Source organism: Rhodobacteraceae bacterium LMO-JJ12 (assembly GCA_021555075.1).
In the GTDB taxonomy this organism is placed as follows: Bacteria; Pseudomonadota; Alphaproteobacteria; order Rhodobacterales; family Rhodobacteraceae; genus JAKGBX01.
The window spans coordinates 1111865-1129525 of sequence record JAKGBX010000001.1 but is presented as its reverse complement, the minus strand read 5'-3'; the positions used below and the strand labels follow the sequence as shown (position 1 = coordinate 1129525).

Annotated in this window: 15 protein-coding genes; 1 reads left to right on the top strand and 14 read right to left on the bottom strand. The window is 57.4% G+C overall.

Going from position 1 to position 17661, the window contains the following annotated elements:
- Positions 1 to 63 precede the first annotated feature (63 nt).
- The 3 genes from LZG00_05405 to putA all read right to left on the bottom strand — a co-directional run bounded on the left by LZG00_05405 (position 64) and on the right by putA (position 5599).
- Positions 64 to 1110: an ornithine cyclodeaminase gene (locus tag LZG00_05405; GenBank protein MCF3593430.1), complete on the bottom strand. Its 1047-nt coding sequence runs from the start codon at positions 1108 to 1110 to the stop codon at positions 64 to 66.
- A 14-nt stretch (positions 1111 to 1124) separates the two neighbouring features.
- Positions 1125 to 2054 (bottom strand): arginase, encoded by a 930-nt coding sequence (gene rocF, locus LZG00_05400; protein MCF3593429.1) that lies wholly within the window; start codon positions 2052 to 2054, stop codon positions 1125 to 1127.
- Between the two features lie 137 nt (positions 2055 to 2191).
- Positions 2192 to 5599 carry a bifunctional proline dehydrogenase/L-glutamate gamma-semialdehyde dehydrogenase PutA gene (gene putA, locus LZG00_05395; protein MCF3593428.1) on the bottom strand — a complete coding sequence of 1136 codons (3408 nt, stop codon included), beginning with the start codon at positions 5597 to 5599 and terminating at the stop codon, positions 2192 to 2194.
- 110 nt (positions 5600 to 5709) lie between these two features.
- Between putA and LZG00_05390 the strand changes: the two genes are divergently transcribed.
- On the top strand, positions 5710 to 6174 hold the full coding sequence (locus LZG00_05390) for an Lrp/AsnC ligand binding domain-containing protein (GenBank protein MCF3593427.1): 465 nt from the start codon (positions 5710 to 5712) through the stop codon (positions 6172 to 6174).
- 114 nt (positions 6175 to 6288) lie between these two features.
- On the opposite strand, the gene LZG00_05385 is transcribed toward LZG00_05390, so the two are convergent.
- From LZG00_05385 to LZG00_05335, 11 genes are all read right to left on the bottom strand, one after another.
- Entirely contained in the window at positions 6289 to 7323 is a 1035-nt protein-coding gene (locus tag LZG00_05385; protein MCF3593426.1) for a GGDEF domain-containing protein, read from the bottom strand.
- 141 nt (positions 7324 to 7464) lie between these two features.
- Positions 7465 to 8064 carry a heme NO-binding domain-containing protein gene (locus LZG00_05380; GenBank protein MCF3593425.1) on the bottom strand — a complete coding sequence of 200 codons (600 nt, stop codon included), beginning with the start codon at positions 8062 to 8064 and terminating at the stop codon, positions 7465 to 7467.
- Between the two features lie 603 nt (positions 8065 to 8667).
- Complete coding sequence (locus LZG00_05375) at positions 8668 to 9450, bottom strand: crotonase/enoyl-CoA hydratase family protein (GenBank protein ID MCF3593424.1); 783 nt, start codon at positions 9448 to 9450, stop codon at positions 8668 to 8670.
- Positions 9443 to 10309 (bottom strand): hydroxymethylglutaryl-CoA lyase, encoded by an 867-nt coding sequence (locus LZG00_05370; protein ID MCF3593423.1) that lies wholly within the window; start codon positions 10307 to 10309, stop codon positions 9443 to 9445. Before LZG00_05370 ends, LZG00_05375 begins: the two co-directional genes overlap by 8 nt.
- Positions 10310 to 10378: 69 nt before the next feature.
- Positions 10379 to 11050, bottom strand: coding sequence for a glutathione S-transferase family protein (locus LZG00_05365; GenBank protein MCF3593422.1), 672 nt, complete (start codon positions 11048 to 11050; stop codon positions 10379 to 10381).
- Positions 11051 to 11149: 99 nt separating this feature from the next.
- Positions 11150 to 13096: an ATP-grasp domain-containing protein gene (locus tag LZG00_05360; protein MCF3593421.1), complete on the bottom strand. Its 1947-nt coding sequence runs from the start codon at positions 13094 to 13096 to the stop codon at positions 11150 to 11152.
- Between the two features lie 83 nt (positions 13097 to 13179).
- Entirely contained in the window at positions 13180 to 13638 is a 459-nt protein-coding gene (locus LZG00_05355; protein MCF3593420.1) for a hypothetical protein, read from the bottom strand.
- A gap of 4 nt (positions 13639 to 13642) precedes the next feature.
- Positions 13643 to 15247, bottom strand: a complete 1605-nt coding sequence (locus tag LZG00_05350; protein ID MCF3593419.1) for a methylcrotonoyl-CoA carboxylase — start codon at positions 15245 to 15247, stop codon at positions 13643 to 13645.
- 159 nt (positions 15248 to 15406) lie between these two features.
- Positions 15407 to 16570 carry an isovaleryl-CoA dehydrogenase gene (locus LZG00_05345; protein MCF3593418.1) on the bottom strand — a complete coding sequence of 388 codons (1164 nt, stop codon included), beginning with the start codon at positions 16568 to 16570 and terminating at the stop codon, positions 15407 to 15409.
- A 140-nt stretch (positions 16571 to 16710) separates the two neighbouring features.
- Positions 16711 to 17079, bottom strand: a complete 369-nt coding sequence (locus LZG00_05340; protein ID MCF3593417.1) for a hypothetical protein — start codon at positions 17077 to 17079, stop codon at positions 16711 to 16713.
- Between the two features lie 34 nt (positions 17080 to 17113).
- Positions 17114 to 17446, bottom strand: coding sequence for an arsenate reductase (locus LZG00_05335; GenBank protein ID MCF3593416.1), 333 nt, complete (start codon positions 17444 to 17446; stop codon positions 17114 to 17116).
- Positions 17447 to 17661: the final 215 nt, after the last annotated feature.

Below are 17661 nucleotides of genomic sequence, written 5' to 3'. Positions count from 1 at the left end.
GCAATTGCTTGCGACCTCGTTCGCTCAAACCAAATCACAACGCTCCATGCCGACTTGCCTGTGCTAACCCGCGCGTTGCAACATTCCGAATAGATCGCGCGGATCGTCCGGATCGGCAATCATATCTAGGTCGGTATAGAAATCCGTCCCCTGAATCGCCTTCAGCACATAGCGTAGTGCCGAAAAATCTTCGATCGCGAAGCCGACCGAGTCAAACAGCGTAATCTGACGCGCATTGCGGCGCCCCTCCGCCTTACCCGTGATCACCTGCCAAAGTTCTGTCACGGCGTGATCCGCATCGAGTTGCTGAATCTCGCCCTCGATCCGTGTCTGTGGCGGATACTCCACGAAAATGTCCGAGCGTAGCAAGATATCGCGGTGCAACTCGGTCTTGCCCGGACAATCCCCGCCAATCGCGTTGATATGCACCCCGCTGCCCACCATGTTGTCGGTAAGGATCGTGGCATATTGCTTGTCGGCGGTGCAGGTCGTGATGATCTCCGCCCCCTCCATCGCTGCTTCCCCGCTCTGACATGGCACAACTTTCAAGCAGCGCCCCTTCAGGTTCGCCGCACATTTCGCCGTCGCCGCCGGTTCCACATCGAAAAGCCGCACATTTTCGATCCCGCAGATCGCCTTGAAGGCAAGGCACTGAAACTCAGCCTGCGCGCCATTGCCGATCATCGCCATGGTCTTGGCCCCCTTCGGTGCCAGATGTTTCGCCGCCATGGCCGAAGTCGCTGCGGTGCGCAGCGCGGTCAGCAACGTCATCTCGCTCAGCAACTTTGGATACCCCGTATCCACATCCGCCAGCAGGCCAAAGGCAGTCACGGTCTGCAACCCTTCACGCATATTCTTGGGGTGGCCATTGACGTATTTGAACCCATACATCTCGCCATCCGAGGTCGGCATCAACTCAATCACGCCGACATCAGAATGACTCGCCACGCGCGGCGTCTTGTCAAACAACTCCCACCGCTTGAAATCCACCTCAATCTCTTGAGCCAATTCGCACAGCACTTTTTCGATACCGATATGATGTACCAACCCCATCATATTTTCGACCGAAACAAACGGGACATAGGCAAGCTCAGAAGGTTTCAAAGGCATGATCAGCCCCCTTTTTAATAGCTACGGGTCTTACGATCCAGCACGCGACGCCCAAACAGGCTGGCGGTCAACTCGACCATCAACCGCGCCGTGCGTCCGCGTTCATCCAGAAACGGGTTCAATTCCACAAGATCCAGTGAACTGACCAGCCCGCTATCATGCAAAAGCTCCATCACATAATGCGCCTCGCGAAACGTCGCGCCGCCCGGCACCGTTGTGCCCACGGCGGGCGCGATATCGGGCTCGATAAAGTCCACATCGAGGCTGACATGCAAAAGCCCATTCTCTGCCGCCACGCGCTCCAAAAAACCCTGCAACAACGGCGCAATCCCCTGCTCATCAATCGCGCGCATATCATGCGCCGTGGCACCCGAGGCGAGCAACAGGTCGCGCTCCACCCCATCGACTGAACGCAGCCCGAGAATGCACAGGTTCTCTGGCGACAACACGGCCGGTACGGCCCGTCCCAAAATCGGCTCGAACCCGTCGAGTCCACAGGCAAAAGCCAGCGGCGTTCCGTGCAGGTTGCCGCTGGGCGAGCTTTCCAGCGTGTTGAAATCTGCATGCGCGTCAAGCCACAGCACGAATTGCTTGCGCCCGAGCTCGGCAGCGGCTGCCACGTGCCCGCTCACCGTACCCAGCGACAGCGCATGATCGCCGCCGAGATAGATCGGTAGCGTCTTGCTCTTGGCCAGCCCGAAGGCATGGTCATGCAGGCTGCGCGCCCATCCCGCCACCTCTTCGAGCTTGACTAGCCGCTCATGCGGCGTCTCGAGTGGGTCCACATCTTCGCGCATCGCATCACCGAGGTCGCGCACATCATGGCCCAGCGCGCGCAACTCCTCCACAATCCCGGCGGCGCGATAGGCCGCTGGTCCCATGGCACAGCCTCGCCGCCCAGTGCCCTCTTCCATCGGTACGCCCAAAAGGGTGATATCCGTCATGAGATCTCCTCTTCACATCCGCCACCTCCCGGTCCCGGCGTCAACATCATACCCTTTTCGCACGAATTCACGCATTTCTTCGCAGAAAAAGCGCCCCCTGCGATTGCACCTAACTGTGCCTAAGCTTGGCGTTGCCCTCAACCCGCCAGCAGCGCAGCATTGCCTCCCGCCGCGGTGGTATCGACACATAGATGCCGCTCATGCGCCACGTCGTTGAGCGTCACCGCCCCGGTAATCTGCTGCACGATCGGCCCCGAGCGTGCCGCCAGCGCCTGCTCGTAGGCGCGCGCATCATTCCCCCACCAGACAACGCCGTGAATCCCCGCCAGCGTTTCCAGAACCTCGGGCGCAACCGCGCCCTCGCTGCCGACAGCAACACCTCCTAAGCTTTCGACCTGCGCGATCTGCTCGGCCATCGCGCCTGCCCCAGGCCCCATACACAGGATCGCACCGCGCGCCATCAGACTCAGCGTGTTGGCTTCGCCGGTCGGCCCCGGCAACTCCACGCGCGAAATCAACCGGTCCTCTTCAGCCCGCGCAATACGCGCGATCAGCCCCGGCAGATCGGCCTCGCGCGCCCATGTGCCCGCATTGCCGCCCTTGGCCCCTATGGCAAAGCGCGGCAGATAGAGCGGTCCGCCAGCCTTCGGACCAGTCCCCGACAGCCCATCGCCGCCAAAAGGCTGGCTACCCACCACCGCGCCGATCTGATTGCGGTTGACATAAAGGTTGCCCACCTTCAGCGCGTCGGCCACTTCCTGCACGCGCCCGTCAATGCGTGTGTGCAGCCCGAAAGTCAGCCCATAGCCTTTGGCATTCACCTCCGCGATCACCTGTTCCAGGTCCTCGGCCTCGAACGTCGCCACATGTAGCACCGGGCCAAATATCTCGCGCGCCATCGCATCAATACTTGCCACCTTGATCATCACCGGGGCAATGAAATGGCCACTATCCGGTGCCGTCAATTGGTGCAGCACCCGGCCTTCGCGCGCAGCCACGGCCACATGGTTTGCAATGCTTTCCTGCGCTTCGGCGTCGATCACCGGGCCGATATCGGTATCCAATTGCCATGGATCGCCAACGACAAGCACGTCCATCGCGCCTTTGATCATCTCGATCAAGTGCGGCGCGATGTCCTTTTGCACGTAAAGACAACGCAGCGCCGAACATCGCTGCCCTGCCGATTGAAATGCCGAAGCCACGATATCGCGCACCGCCTGCTCGGGCAGCGCCGTGCTGTCTACAATCATCGCGTTCAAGCCCCCGGTTTCCGCGATCAACGGCGTGCCCGGCGCCATATGTTCAGCCATCGACCGGCGCACGATCTGTGCGGTTTCGGTCGATCCGGTAAACACCACACCGGCCACCTCGGGCGCCGAAGTCAGCGCCGCACCCACCGTTGCGCCGTCACCTGGCAGCAATTGCAGCGCCGCTTTCGGCACACCGGCCTCGTGCAGCAAACGCACCGCTATGGCCGAAATGATCGGCGTCTGTTCCGCCGGTTTCGAGAGCACCGCATTACCCGCAGCCAGCGCCGCGCTGATCTGTCCGGTGAAGATCGCCAATGGAAAGTTCCATGGGCTGATCGCCACGATCACGCCCCGCGCCTCATGTTTCACGCATTCCGCCTCGCCCGCGTAATAGCGCAAGAAATCCACAGCCTCACGCAATTCACCCACCGCGTCGGGCAAGAATTTCCCCGCCTCCTTCGCCAGCGCTGCAAAAATCACACCATAATTTTCCTCATAAAGATCTGCAGCCCGGCGCAGCACCTCAGCTCGCTTCCCGGCGGGCAAATCCCACAATTCCGCATCCTTCAGCGCCCGCGACACGGTTGCCGAATCTGCTTCGCGTACTCGCCCGATCTCTTCACCCGTCGCCGGATTGAAAACCGCGCGATCGGGCCCTGACGCATTGCACACCGTCAGCGGCCCCGCCTCGGGCAGCGCCACTTGCCGCGCCGCTCCTATTTCGATCAACGTTTCCTCATCGCTCAAGTCAAATCCACGCGAATTCAGTCGGCCCCCGCCAAAAATCTCTGCCGGACAGCGCAGCCCCTCCGGCGCCTTGGCCCTCTCCACGCCATCGAAGGGATCGGCGGCGATCTCGACCGGATCAACCTCCTCATCGACGATCTGATGTACGAATGAGGAATTCGCCCCGTTCTCCAGCAATCGCCGAACCAGATAGGCCAGAAGATCGCGATGTGCCCCAACTGGCGCATAGATCCGACAGCGCCCCTTCGTGTCCTTCAACACAATATCATGCAGCCGCTCGCCCATCCCGTGGAGCCGCTGGAACTCAAATGGCCGACCTCCAGCCATTTCCAAAACTGCCGCCACCGTATGGGCATTGTGGGTGGCGAACTGCGGGTAAATCCGGCTCGAATAGTTCAACAATTTCCGCGCATTGGCGATATAGCTCACATCTGTCGCCTGTTTGCTGGTGAACAGCGGAAAATCGGCGAGCCCCTCGACCTGTGCCAACTTCATCTCGGTGTCCCAATAGGCCCCCTTCACCAGCCGCACCATGATCTTGCGATCCAGACGATCCGCCATCTCATAGAGCCAGTCAATCACTGCCCCCGCACGTTTGCCATAGGCCTGCACGACCACGCCGAACCCGTCCCAACCGGCCAATTCCGGATCGCTTAGCACTGCCTCGATCACCTTCAGAGACAGCACCAGTCGGTCCTGCTCCTCAGCATCCACGTTGAATCCCATGTTCGCCGCCTTCGCTGCGCGCGCCAGATCGCGCACCACCGGCACCAGTTCGGACATAACCCTCACTTCCTGCGACACCTCATAGCGCGGATGCAGCGCCGACAGCTTGATCGAGATCCCCGGATTGGTCTCGACCGAGCCCTTGGTGCAGGCCTTCGCGATCCGCTCAATCGCCCGAGCATAAGCAAATGCATAACGCTTGGCGTCGGCCCGTGTCATCGCCGCCTCGCCCAGCATGTCATAGCTGTAGGTATAGCCTTCAGCTTCTCGCTTGTTCGCCCGTTCCATCGCCGCGCCGATGCTCTGGCCAAGAACGAATTGCTGGCCCATCTGCTTCATCGCCTGGCTCACCGCAATACGGATCACTGGTTCGCCCAATCGCTTCATTGCGCCGCGCAACACCCCGGCCAGACCCGGCTTTTCGTCGTCTAGAACGCGCCCGGTCAGCATCAACGCCCAAGTCGATGCATTGACCAGTGGCGAAGAAGCCTCGCCCAGGTGCTTGCCCCAGTCCGACGGTGCCACCTTGTCCTCAATCAATGCGTCCATGGTCTCTGCGTCCGGCACCCGGAGCATCGCCTCGGCAAGACACATCAGTGCCACGCCCTCGCGGGTCGACAGGCCATATTCGGCCAGGAAATGCTCCATTAGCGAGGGCTTGTCGCCGCTGCGGATGCGCCGAACTAGGTCCTCCGCGCGGGTCGAAATCTGCGCCCGCTGCGCCGCGCTCAAATCCGCCTCCGCGACCAGCCCTACCAAGGTTCCGACCTCCGGTGAAAATTTCAGCGAACGGGTAAAGCGGGATAATCCATTAGCGGTCATGACAATCTCCATACGGGTCACGCCTCTAATAGCGTAAAAAATATGGACGGATCGCCCAATTATCACCTAAGATAAAGACTGATCACCTTTTTTCTGGAGAATCTTAGGCTATGCGCTCAAACCTTGATTCGATTGATCGCAAGATCCTCGACCAACTCCTGCACGACGCCCGCCTTCCGGTCGCCGAACTCGCCCGTCGCGTAGGCCTGTCGAAAACCCCGGTGGCCCAGCGCCTAAAGCATCTCGAAGACAGTGGGCTTATCACCGGCTACCGAGCCATGCTTTCGCCGATCAAGCTCGGCCTCAGCCATGTCACCTATGTCGAGGTCCGCCTCACCGACACCCGGGAGGCGGCGCTGGCGAAATTCAACACCATGGTGCGCGACATCTCGGAGGTCGAGGAATGCTACATGATCGCCGGAGGCTTTGACTATTTGCTCAAGGTCCGCTCGCGCAACATCGAGGAGTACCGTCGGATCATGGGCGAGAAAATTTCCGCACTGCCCTATGTCAGCGCCACGTCAAGCTATGTCGCCATGGAAGCGGTGGTCGAACAGGCCGTGATCAGTCTGTGAGTGCCGCCGCAGGTTTACGGGGCGATCTTTGCTATCGCCACGCAATACAATTCCGTTCTACACGTATTGTTCCGCCTAGCACCAACCTTCAAGAACTCATCAATGCAGTTACGCTCAATGCTGCGTTTGCATCTCTACGCGGCAATCGTTCGAGGCAGTGACGCTGCGCATGTCAGGGGAAAAAAACGTATGGCAAGCCCGGCCTTTGTGCTTGGAGGCATAGAGCGCAAGATCGGCATCAGCTAGCATCCGCGCCGCATCCGGTGGCCCATAGTCGCTCGACAGAACGGTGCCACAGCTGGCAGATATCTGACATATCTGGTCGCCGAACAGTATGGGCATTTCTAGCTTGTCGATGATCCGCATTGCCACCGCCTGCAGCCGCTCCGGGCCGAGCAGCCCGGCAATAATCAGCACGAATTCGTCACCGCCCACTCGCGCAACCACGTCGTCGGCGCGGGTTTCCTCCACCATGATCCGCGCCACCTGTTGCAAAACATGATCACCCGCCGCATGGCCCATCGTGTCATTGACCGCCTTGAAGTAATCCAGATCGATATGCATCAACGCAAACGGCTGCCCCGCCGCGATCAGGCGGTCTAGCATATGATTCATCGCGCGGCGGTTTTTCAAACCGGTCAGCGTATCAGTATACGCCTGCTCCTCGGCCGCAATCATCGCGCTTTGCAGCTGCGAATTGAGCTTGCGTGACGCAGCCATCGCCGCTGACTTCGCCTCAAGCAGATAGAGCATTTCTATAGCCATATCGGTAGCGGCGAAATCACCGCTAGAAAGCTCGTAATCACGCACCGCGTCCAATACCGATATTCCGAACGAGAGGTTTACAAGCGCGCCATCCTTTTCCGGCAGCGGCATTAGCACACCTTTAAACGCCGTTGCAGGCAGATCACGGAATTTCAGTTGCAGTTTCATCCCGCTCGATGCAAAGAGATCGGCCATCGTGCTTACATTGCAAGGACGGCGCAATTCGAAAAGCTCGAGAAAACGCTGCGCTGTCAGTGGCGAACCGGGGCGCAGCTTTTGCAAGGTCGGCCCGACATGACGGATTTGGCCCGAGACATCAACAATAGCGTGCATCGGACAAAGCGTATTCAGTATCGGAATCATCTGGTTCACCACACATTTCATCTTTCGATCTCCTTCATGTGTGACACCCGCATGGTATCACCTCCTCAGCCGCCCCTTGACTAAGTCCGCGCCCAAGCCTCGTCCCGAGCAGATCGTCAGCCGTCAGGCGGCCATCTGGCAAAGCCATTCCACTTCAAGCAGCTAAGCGCTACCCGCTCCCGCCCCAGCACCAAGTTCAAATTCACGCCCAATCGCGAAACCGGTTTCGATCAGGGTTACATTCACCACTTCGAAACCACTTTGCCCGCCTTGGTAGTCCAGCAACACCAGCGCGCCGTAGTCATCGGCCAGCGACCGTAGCATCCCGATCATCACGTAGCCAAACCCTTCACCTTGCGAGCGCACTGTCAAAGTGAACTTGTCAGGAGCATGTTCGCACAATTCCAGCAGCGGCAATTCCAGATCGGCAACGGCCAGCCGTGCCCGATCGGGAAGATCATCTAGCGAGTGCAGGAATTCGACAAAATCATCACCAGCAAAACGCAGCAACCGACGCACTGCTTCGGCCTCTGAATGACTGACAAGATAGGTTCCGATATCTTCCAGAATCTCCCAGCGACTCTTGTCCAACTCAACCGAAACAGCTTCCAGAACCCGCAGGGTCAGGTCGTCATCATAAATCAGCATCGCCTCGAATTCGACAAGGCCCAACTCCGCAGCCACGCAGGCACCCACCCAGACAGCCTCGCCATAGGTATCGCTTACAAAGCGCTGTATCGTTCGGTTGATCAGGCCATGCATTTGCCATTTCCGCTACAATTCATTCGTCGACCAAGAATGGCCCAGCAGTGCTTAACAAAGGCTCTATATTATCAATTCTCAGGAAATTTCCCGCAGAAACGGGTCTTCCCCTGCACCCTTCCTATTTACGCAATCCCCCGCTTCCTATGAATGGCAATATCCAGGCTGGCATATCAAACGCACCGGGCGAAAAGTGAAAGGGCAGATTTGTGTGAAACACTCTTGAACCAAACGAAACCACATACGATTTGCGCCTGCCAATACAAAATCAGATATTTTCGGAAGAAGGTAACGGATCAAGGCGATTACTGGGGCAGCATGTTGTAAGAGACGATCCAGCTACGCCCGGGATAGCGTTGGAATGCAAACCTTCTGCTCATTCTTCAAGTCTAACGGGTGCGGCGCGAAGTCTGTCAACGTCCCGATCTGGCCCGCTTTGAAGCTTTAGGCAACATCGAATGCTTCTACACTCCGACATGTGGCAATTCGACCATCGGATATCCGAGTCATTGACAGGATAAGGTATGACCGATGAAACTCATTTGCCAGCTACGAAACCGGCCGCGTCTAGAGGCATAGGATCAAACAGTTAACACGGTATGTTCACGAAACCCAAGGCGCTTTGCGTTTGGCAAAAAAGGCTGCAATTCCATCACGTGCCTCATCCCCCTCCCAAGTGGTAACCAGCCGGGAGATCGTCGCATCCACAATCTCGGGTGTGATTGCAGGCCCTAGCATTCGAGCTAACTTTTTACTTTCCGCAACAGCCCCAGGCGCTGCGCTCAAATAGGGCAACACTTCTGCCTCAACTGCACTATCCAGTTCATCTGGCGTTACGACTCTCGCCAAGAGGTTCAAATCACGTGCTTCTTCCGCTTCGAAAAGCCTAGCTGACATGAACACGCGTCGCGCTTTGTCCTCGCCCATCCTTGCCAATACGTAAGGCGAGATCGTCGCCGGGATTAGACCAAGTTTGACTTCTGTCAGGCCAAATTTGGCCCCTGACACGCCGACGGCTACATCGGCTACCGAAATCATGCCAATACCGCCACCAAAGGCATTACCTTGGACGCGTGCGATCAATGGCTTTGGCAGGGTGTTGAGCGCAAAGAGTGCCATTGCCAACTTTCGTGCCCCGGCACGACGTTCTTCGGGGTTGGCGGCCATCTGATCTTGCATCCATCGTAAATCGCCGCCTGCGCAAAAACTCTTGCCCTTCGCCGCCAGTACCACGACACGCACGGTTTCATCTGCTGCCAATTCGGCAGCTGCATCCGCCAACTCTTCGATCATCTCTCCAGACATGGCATTGTGCTTGTCTTCACGATCAAGCCACAGCGTTGCCACGCCCCGCTCATCGCGCTCAATGCTTAGCGTTTCATACATCACCAGTCTCCGTCCGTAGCCCACGCGCCAATGACGCAGCTTTTTCTAGCACACGTCGCTGTAGTCCAGTTTCATATCCTAATGCCACCAAACGGTCATGCACCAGTTCGGTCGCCACGTTTCCCGCCGCGCCGGGCGCATAAGGACAGCCACCCAAACCGCCCACAGCGGCATCAAACACCCGGATACCTCGGGCCAAGGACGCTTCAACATTTGCGAGAGCTCGGCCAGCAGTGTCATGATAGTGCCCAGCCAGGTTCTTGATCGGCACTACACCAGAGACAGCCGCTAACATTGCATCTATTCGCTCCGGCGTGCCTTTGCCAACGGTATCACCCAGAGAAATCTCATATACGCCTTGCGCCCATAGAATTTCGGCAACCCTCGCAACCTCGCCCGGATCAGTTGGGCCATCATAGGGACAATCTGTAACGCAAGAAATGTAGCCACGTACCGGCAACCCGATGTTGTGTGCCGCCTTAACAACCGGAGCAAACCTTATGATGCTCTCCTCAATTGAAGCATTGATATTGGCCTTGGAAAATCCTTCCGATGCCGAGCCGAAAATGGCAATTTCGTCAGCCCCCGCTGCCACGGCCCCATGAAAACCGCGCATATTAGGCGTCAACGCAGCATATCTGACACCCTCGACTCTCTTTATTCCTGCCAAGACATCCGCTGAATCAGCCATCTGCGGCACCCATTTCGGGCTCACAAAAGATGCCACTTCAATCCGCGCAAATCCAGCCTTGCTCAAGAGATCGACTAGCGTAATCTTGTCGGCGGTCGCGATTTGACGTTTTTCGTTCTGCAATCCATCCCGAGGCCCGACCTCAAAAATCTCAACCCGTTCGCCCATTGCTACGATCCACCCTCTTTATCTGTTCAAATGCAATTATGCTCGAAGATTCCCTACCCACCTGCCGCGCTATCCTTCTGGAATTTCGTAAAACTCTCGATCATAAAACTGCTGCAGTCCTTCCGCTTCCAGCGCGCGTTGATAGGCCGGACGCGCTTCGATCCGCGTCTTATACTCTTGAATATTTGGAAACCGGTCAAATCGCACATAGTGACGCGCACTTTCCATAGTGAAGCCCATCATCGTATCGGCTGCCGAAAAACCAACCTTCAACAAATACTCCTGCTCACCCAGAATGCGCTCCAACGGTTTGAGTGAAATTGCCAACCGCTTGACCTCGATTCCAATAACGGTAGGCGATCGCATCTCTGGCTTTGGCAAGAAGACCTGTTGTAAATTCAGGTTTTGTATCAGCACCCCAATTGTTTCAGCATAATGCAACCAAGTCAGGAATTGCGCCCGCTCGGGCATGCCCACACCGGGTGCCAAACCATGCTCGGGGCGCGTTTCGCCAAGGTATTCAGTGATTGCGCCACTTTCGAACAGAACCTGCCCGTCGATCTCAAGCACCGGCACGCGCCCGGCGGGAGAAAGCGTCTGAAAATCCGGCGAACGCAGGTCACCCCGACCCAGATCGTACGAGATCACTTCTGGCTCGATACCCATCTCATAAAGCAGCCACAGCACCCGAAAGGACCGGCTACCAGCGACCGAATGCAAACGTATCTTTTTATCGCCCATCCCGATACCTCCCGATAGTCCTGAAACCCGATACAGCGCATCAAAGCGGCTCACCCCCCCTCACGATACAGGCGTGAAACTCGCTTTGATCAATGCTTCTCAAGCGGCGTCTTCGACATCTTCCTCTAGCCGGATCAGCGCTTCTCCGGCCTCAACCTGTGATCCGGTCACGGCCAGAACCTCGGCCACCACGCCATCGCGTGCAGCCAAGAGTGAATGCTCCATTTTCATCGCTTCCAGAATGGCCATCCGATCGCCTTGCTTTACTTCCTGCCCGGCTTTAGCAAAAATCGACTTCACAAGACCGGGCATGGGCGCCTCGATCAGATTGCCATCGCCGCGCGCGCCCGTGCCACGTTCGAGTGGGTCGACAATTTGGAAGCTCAAGCCATAAGCCTCAAAAATCGTGACAGTGTCGCCGACCAAGATCCAGGGCGCGGCCATATCACCATCAAACCGCCACCCTTCTTGCCATTGTGCCTCAACTTCAGTCTCTGCGAGGTGAACCACCGCGGATTTAGCACCGCGCAGGGTGACTGAAACTGTTTGCTGCTCACCTGCGATATCGAGCACCACGTTTCGCTTCTCAGGTTGCCAAAGCGAAAATCCGCGGTCCCACGCGGGCGCACCCAGTAAACCCATCGCTGCCATTGCGGCTTGTGCAATCAGTCGAGGTGTTGCCACCGGTTCAACCACGAGGCTTTCGAGTTCCCGGCCAATCAGACCGGTATCCACATCGCCCTTGGCAAACCCTTCATGATCACAAAGCGCGCCGAGGAATGCCAGATTGGTCACCGTGCCACCCACCTGCGTCTCGCGCAGCGCGCGCGCCATTTTTTTCAAGGCGATCTCACGGGTTGCGCCATGGGTGATGAGCTTGGCAATCATCGGGTCATAATAGGGTGAAATCGTATCCCCGGCGCGCACACCGCTGTCAGCCCGCGCCACGCTTGCGAAACTCAGATGTGTCAGTGTTCCGGTTGCTGGCAGAAATCCTTTCGGAACATCCTCGGCATAGAGACGGCTCTCAAAGGCGTGGCCCGAAATGCTCAGCTCTTGTTGTTGTTTGGGCAGGCTTTCGCCGCTTGCCACCCGTAACTGCCATTCCACCAAATCAACGCCGGTAATCGCCTCGGTAACAGGATGTTCGACTTGCAAACGGGTGTTCATTTCCATGAACCAGAATCCATCCGGGCGCAGCCCGTTCGAGCCATCGACAATGAACTCAATCGTTCCCGCCCCTTTGTATCCGATCGCTTCGGCCGCGCGCACGGCCGCCCGCCCCATCGCTTCGCGCATCTCAGCCGTCATGCCCGGCGCCGGGGCTTCTTCGATCACCTTTTGATGGCGCCGTTGCAGCGAGCAATCGCGTTCAAACAGATGAACTGCCTTTTCCCCATCGCCGAACACCTGCACTTCGATGTGGCGTGGCTGATTGACGAACTTTTCGATCAATACATCTTGGTTGCCAAACGCGGTCTTGGATTCGCTTTTAGCCGACTCCAGCGCATCCATGAAATCGCCGCTCTTTTCAACCAGCCGCATACCTTTGCCACCGCCCCCTGCGACGGCCTTGATCAGCACGGGATAACCAATTGCATCGGCAGCCCCATTCAAGTGCTCCGGGTCCTGATTGCTGCCGTGATAGCCCGGCACCACGGGCACTCCGGCCTTCTCCATGAGCACCTTGGCCGCATCCTTCAGGCCCATGGCGTTGATCGCGTCTGGCGACGGGCCGATGAAGGTCAGGCCCGCGGCCTCGACCGCGGCCACAAAATCGGGGTTCTCGCTGAGAAAGCCATAGCCGGGGTGAATTGCCTGAGCGCCAGTGTTCAGCGCAGCTTTGATGATCACATCGCCTTTCAGATAGCTTTCAGAAGGCGCGGCACCACCGATATGGACCGCCTCGTCTGCCGCTGCCACATGGGCCGCATTGGCGTCGGCATCGGAATAGACCGCCACGACCTTCACGCCCAACGCCTGCGCAGTTTTGGCAACGCGCACGGCTATCTCGCCTCGGTTGGCAATCAGAATTGTGTCAAACATTGCATTATCCTTTTCTCACCGAATCCGGTTTTTCACGCGTGTCGCAGGTCGGGGCCCGTTCCAAAGCGGACAGGGGCACAATTTCAACCATTATCGCGCTTTCGACTTCGGTAGCGATAACCATAGGCGAGATTGGGCCGCTCGCCCTCCCACATCCAGATGGTGAGGCTGACGACAGCCAAAATCTGTGCCAGTTCAATAAGATCGCCCTGCCCCAAGCCTGATTGAACCGCGTTGAAGATTGAAACCGCGCCCATCACGATCAACAAAAGCCGCGCAATAGGCGCGCGCAAAAAGATCAGGACACCGGTCACGGACGGGAGCAATGCCACCGTTGCGGCCCAGCCAGGCCCGCCGGTTTGCAACCCGGTTCGCGCCTTCAGCGCGGCGATCACAAACAAGCACAGCGCCACCAGAATGAATGACCAATGCAGCCGCCCTTTTGGGTGGTCGTGGGCCGCAGCGCGACCAACGTGAACCCAGCGCTCGCCGGTAAACGGGTCACGCTTGCCAAACGTTCTGTTCTCTGGTTGTTCAGCCATCCGCTTACATCCGGAACACGCCGAACCGCGTCTCGGCAATTGGTGCGTTCAATGTCGCAGAGAGCGACAAAGCCAACACGTCGCGGGTCTTGCGCGGATCGACAACGCCATCGTCCCAAAGCCGTGCACTGCCATAGAGCGGGTGGCTTTGTTCTTCGAACATTTCGATGGTGGGGCGCTTGAACTCGGCCTCGGCCTCGGCGCTCCACTGCTCGCCCGCGCGCTCGATCGCGTCGCGTTTGACGGTGGCAAGCACGCCCGCCGCCTGCTCACCGCCCATCACGGAAACCCTTGCATTGGGCCAGGTCCACATGAAGCGAGGGCTATAGGCGCGCCCGGACATACCGTAGTTACCCGCACCAAATGAGCCGCCCAAAACCATCGTGATTTTGGGTACTTTGGTGCAGGCCACCGCCGTTACCATCTTCGCTCCATGGCGCGCGATGCCTTCGTTCTCGTACTTTCGGCCCACCATAAACCCGGTGACATTCTGCAAAAATACCAATGGGATGCGCCGTTGCGAGCAAAGCTCTACAAAATGCGCGCCCTTCACGGCACTTTCGCTAAAAATGACGCCGTTATTGGCGACAATCCCTACTGGACAGCCTTTGACATGGGCGAACCCAGTCACCAACGTCTCGCCAAAGCGCGGCTTAAATTCGTCAAACCGGCTGCCATCCACCACCCGCGCAATCACTTCGCGAATGTCATAGGGCGTGCGTAAATCGCCGGGCACGACGCCAAGGATTTCTTCGGGGTCATAGGCAGGCTCTTCTGAGCTTTGCCATTCAACGGTCTGGGGCTTGCGCCTATTCAAGCTCTCGACTGCGCGCCGTGCCAGCGCCAGCGCGTGTGCATCATCCTCGGCCAAATAGTCCGCCACACCGGAAAGACGCGTATGCACCTCACCGCCGCCTAGGTCTTCACTCGACACCACTTCGCCTGTTGCGGCCTTAACCAATGGCGGGCCCGCCAGGAAGATCGTGCCTTGTTCCTTGACGATAATTGTCACATCCGACATCGCTGGCACATAGGCACCACCAGCGGTGCACGAGCCCATAACGACAGCAATTTGCGGGATATCCTTGGCGCTCATATTGGCTTGGTTATAGAAAATCCGCCCGAAATGGTCGCGGTCGGGAAACACCTCGTCCTGTTGCGGCAGGTTCGCGCCGCCACTGTCCACCAGATAGATACAGGGCAGATTGTTTGCTTCGGCGATCTCTTGCGCGCGCAGATGTTTTTTCACCGTAATCGGAAAATATGTGCCGCCCTTCACCGTGGCATCATTGCAGATCACCATTACCTCATGTCCATGAACCCGCCCGATCCCGGCAACGATGCCACCGCCCGGCGCAGCACCGCCATAGAGAAGATGCCCTGCAGTCGCCCCGATTTCGAGAAAGGGCGAACCCGGGTCGAGCAGGTTTGCAACCCGCTCTCGCGGCAACATCTTACCACGTGACACATGTCGCGCGCGTGGTTTTTCGCCGCCGCCCAACGCGGCCAGTTCAGCGACATTGCGCACCACGCCCAATGCTTCAAGATGGCTGTCGCGATTGGCCTTGAATGTTTCCGAAGACGGGATCGCCTGTGAGGTGAGTTTCATGTCACTGTCCTATTCGAAAAAGACGGGAGGGTCCGGGCAAGCTCTGCGCATGTTGCCACGTCATTGCGGCCATTGGCATTTTGGCGCGGCGGTGTCTGTTCGTCTGAAACGACCAGGCGTGCGGGCCACGGATCATGTTGCTACGGGTCTGCCCATGCTTCACCCCATCAGCCCCATCATCTCTCGTCCAACCAGCATGCGACGGATTTCGCTCGTTCCGGCACCGATTTCCATCAGTTTTGCATCGCGGAAAATCCGGCCTACGGGGTTATCGCTCAGATACCCTGCACCGCCAAACGCCTGCACGGCCTGATGTGAGACCTTCATTGCTTCCTCAGAAGCATAAAGCACGCAGGCCGCCGCATCTTGACGGGTAACTTCGCCCCGGTCACAGGCGCGGGCAACCTCATAGACATAGGCACGCGACGAATTCATAGCGGTATACATATCCGCGATCTTGGCCTGCATCAGCTGGAATTCCCCAATCGGGCGGCCAAACTGTTTGCGCTCGACCATATAGGGCATCACTTCGTCAAGGCAGGCCGCCATGATACCCGTGCCAATACCGGACAGCACGACGCGCTCGTAATCAAGGCCAGACATCAGAACGGCAACGCCTTTGCCCTCTTCGCCAAGGATGTTCTCGAAAGGCACTTCTACATCTTCGAAAATCAATTCGGCGGTGTTACTACCGCGCATACCCAGCTTGTCAAAATGCGGTGAGGTCGAGAAACCCACCATGTCTTTTTCGATGATGAAGGCGGTAATGCCTTTCGGTCCGGCGTCCATATCGGTCTTGGCATAGACCACCAGAACATCGGCATCCGGGCCGTTGGTGATCCAGTATTTGTTGCCATTCAGAACAAAGCGGTCGTTCTTCTTGTCGGCGCGCAGCTGCATCGACACAACATCCGACCCGGCATTCGGCTCGCTCATGGCAAGGGCGCCAACATGCTCTCCGCTAATCAGTTTGGGCAGGTATTTGGATTTCTGCTCATGGGTGGCGTTGCGTCGAATCTGGTTCACGCATAGGTTTGAGTGCGCACCATATGACAGGCTGACACTGGCCGAGGCACGGGCAATTTCTTCCACCGCGATAACATGCGCGAGATAGGTCATCCCGGCACCGCCGTATTCTTCCGGTGTGGTCACGCCAAGAAGGCCAAGATCGCCAAACTCCTTCCAGAGTTCATTGGGGAATTCGTTTGTTTTGTCGATTTCCGCGGCCATCGGCTTAATCCGCTCTTGCGCCCAACGATGCACCATCTCCTGCATCGCCATCACATCTTCGCCAAGATCGAACTTCATGGAACCCAAGAACATAGCCGCCCCTCCAACTTATTGAACAGTTGTTCATTTCCTAGACGAACACATGATTCGGATCAAGCGCTTCGCATCTGGCCTCCGGGACGCCGAAACTTTCGCGCTATCTCAAAGGTAGCGGTTTTTGAACCAAAGTCGTTCTAAAAATGCGCTTTGGGTTCGTCCGGCTTTCCAGCGGCCAAGGCCAGCAGGCCGCCCATCAGACAAAATCCGATGGGAAACATGGTAAAGGCGCTGAAGCCGAACGCATGATACATCAAGCCGCCGGCGATCAGCATCAGCACACCGCCCCACAACGCCCTCATCTTTGCCATTGCCCCACCGACAATCGCCAAAAGCGGGGCGAGAAAGCTCGTCACGCGGACAAGTTGAACATTGTCGACCTGCGTTGCCAGACCTTCGATTTCGCCGTGATTTTGAATGAGCTGAGTATAGCCGAAGCTGAAAAATCCGATGATCATCGCGATCAATCCGCCTATGACCCCAAGGATCAGTGCTGCGTTGCGCATGGTCTTTCCTTCCAGGCTCGCGTTGGCACAATACTTATGGTTGCTGCCCTGCTTTTAAAAGCACTGCGGCCTGAACTCGGCTGTCCCAACCTAAATAAAGACAGCCATCAGCCTCGATCAATGGCCGTTTCATCAGGGTCGGATGCATCGCGAGCAATACTTCGGGTGCCAGGGTCCGCTCTTTCTCGCCCAACTCTCGCCAGGTTGTCGACCGCCGGTTGAGCAACTTATCGCCAAATTTCCCTAGCGCGCGTGCCTTCAAATCAGCGGGAACACCGTCAGTCCGAACATCTCGAAAGCTCGCATCACCCAGCTGTTTCAGAGCCTTGCGGCAGGTATCACAGTTCTTCAATCCATAGATGACCATATTTTCTTTCTCCCTGGAGAAACACTTCTCTATCGCGTTGAACTCCTGGCTTTATCCCGTTTCCCTTGATTTTCGCATCTTCAATGAAATCATTCGCACTTGTGATCCTTGTTTCGGTCGCATCGCAAAGCTTAGCATCAAGTGCTGCGCATTCCGTAGTAATCATGACTTGAAAACCGGCGTTAACCTACGCGCTACAAACAGAGGGGAAACAG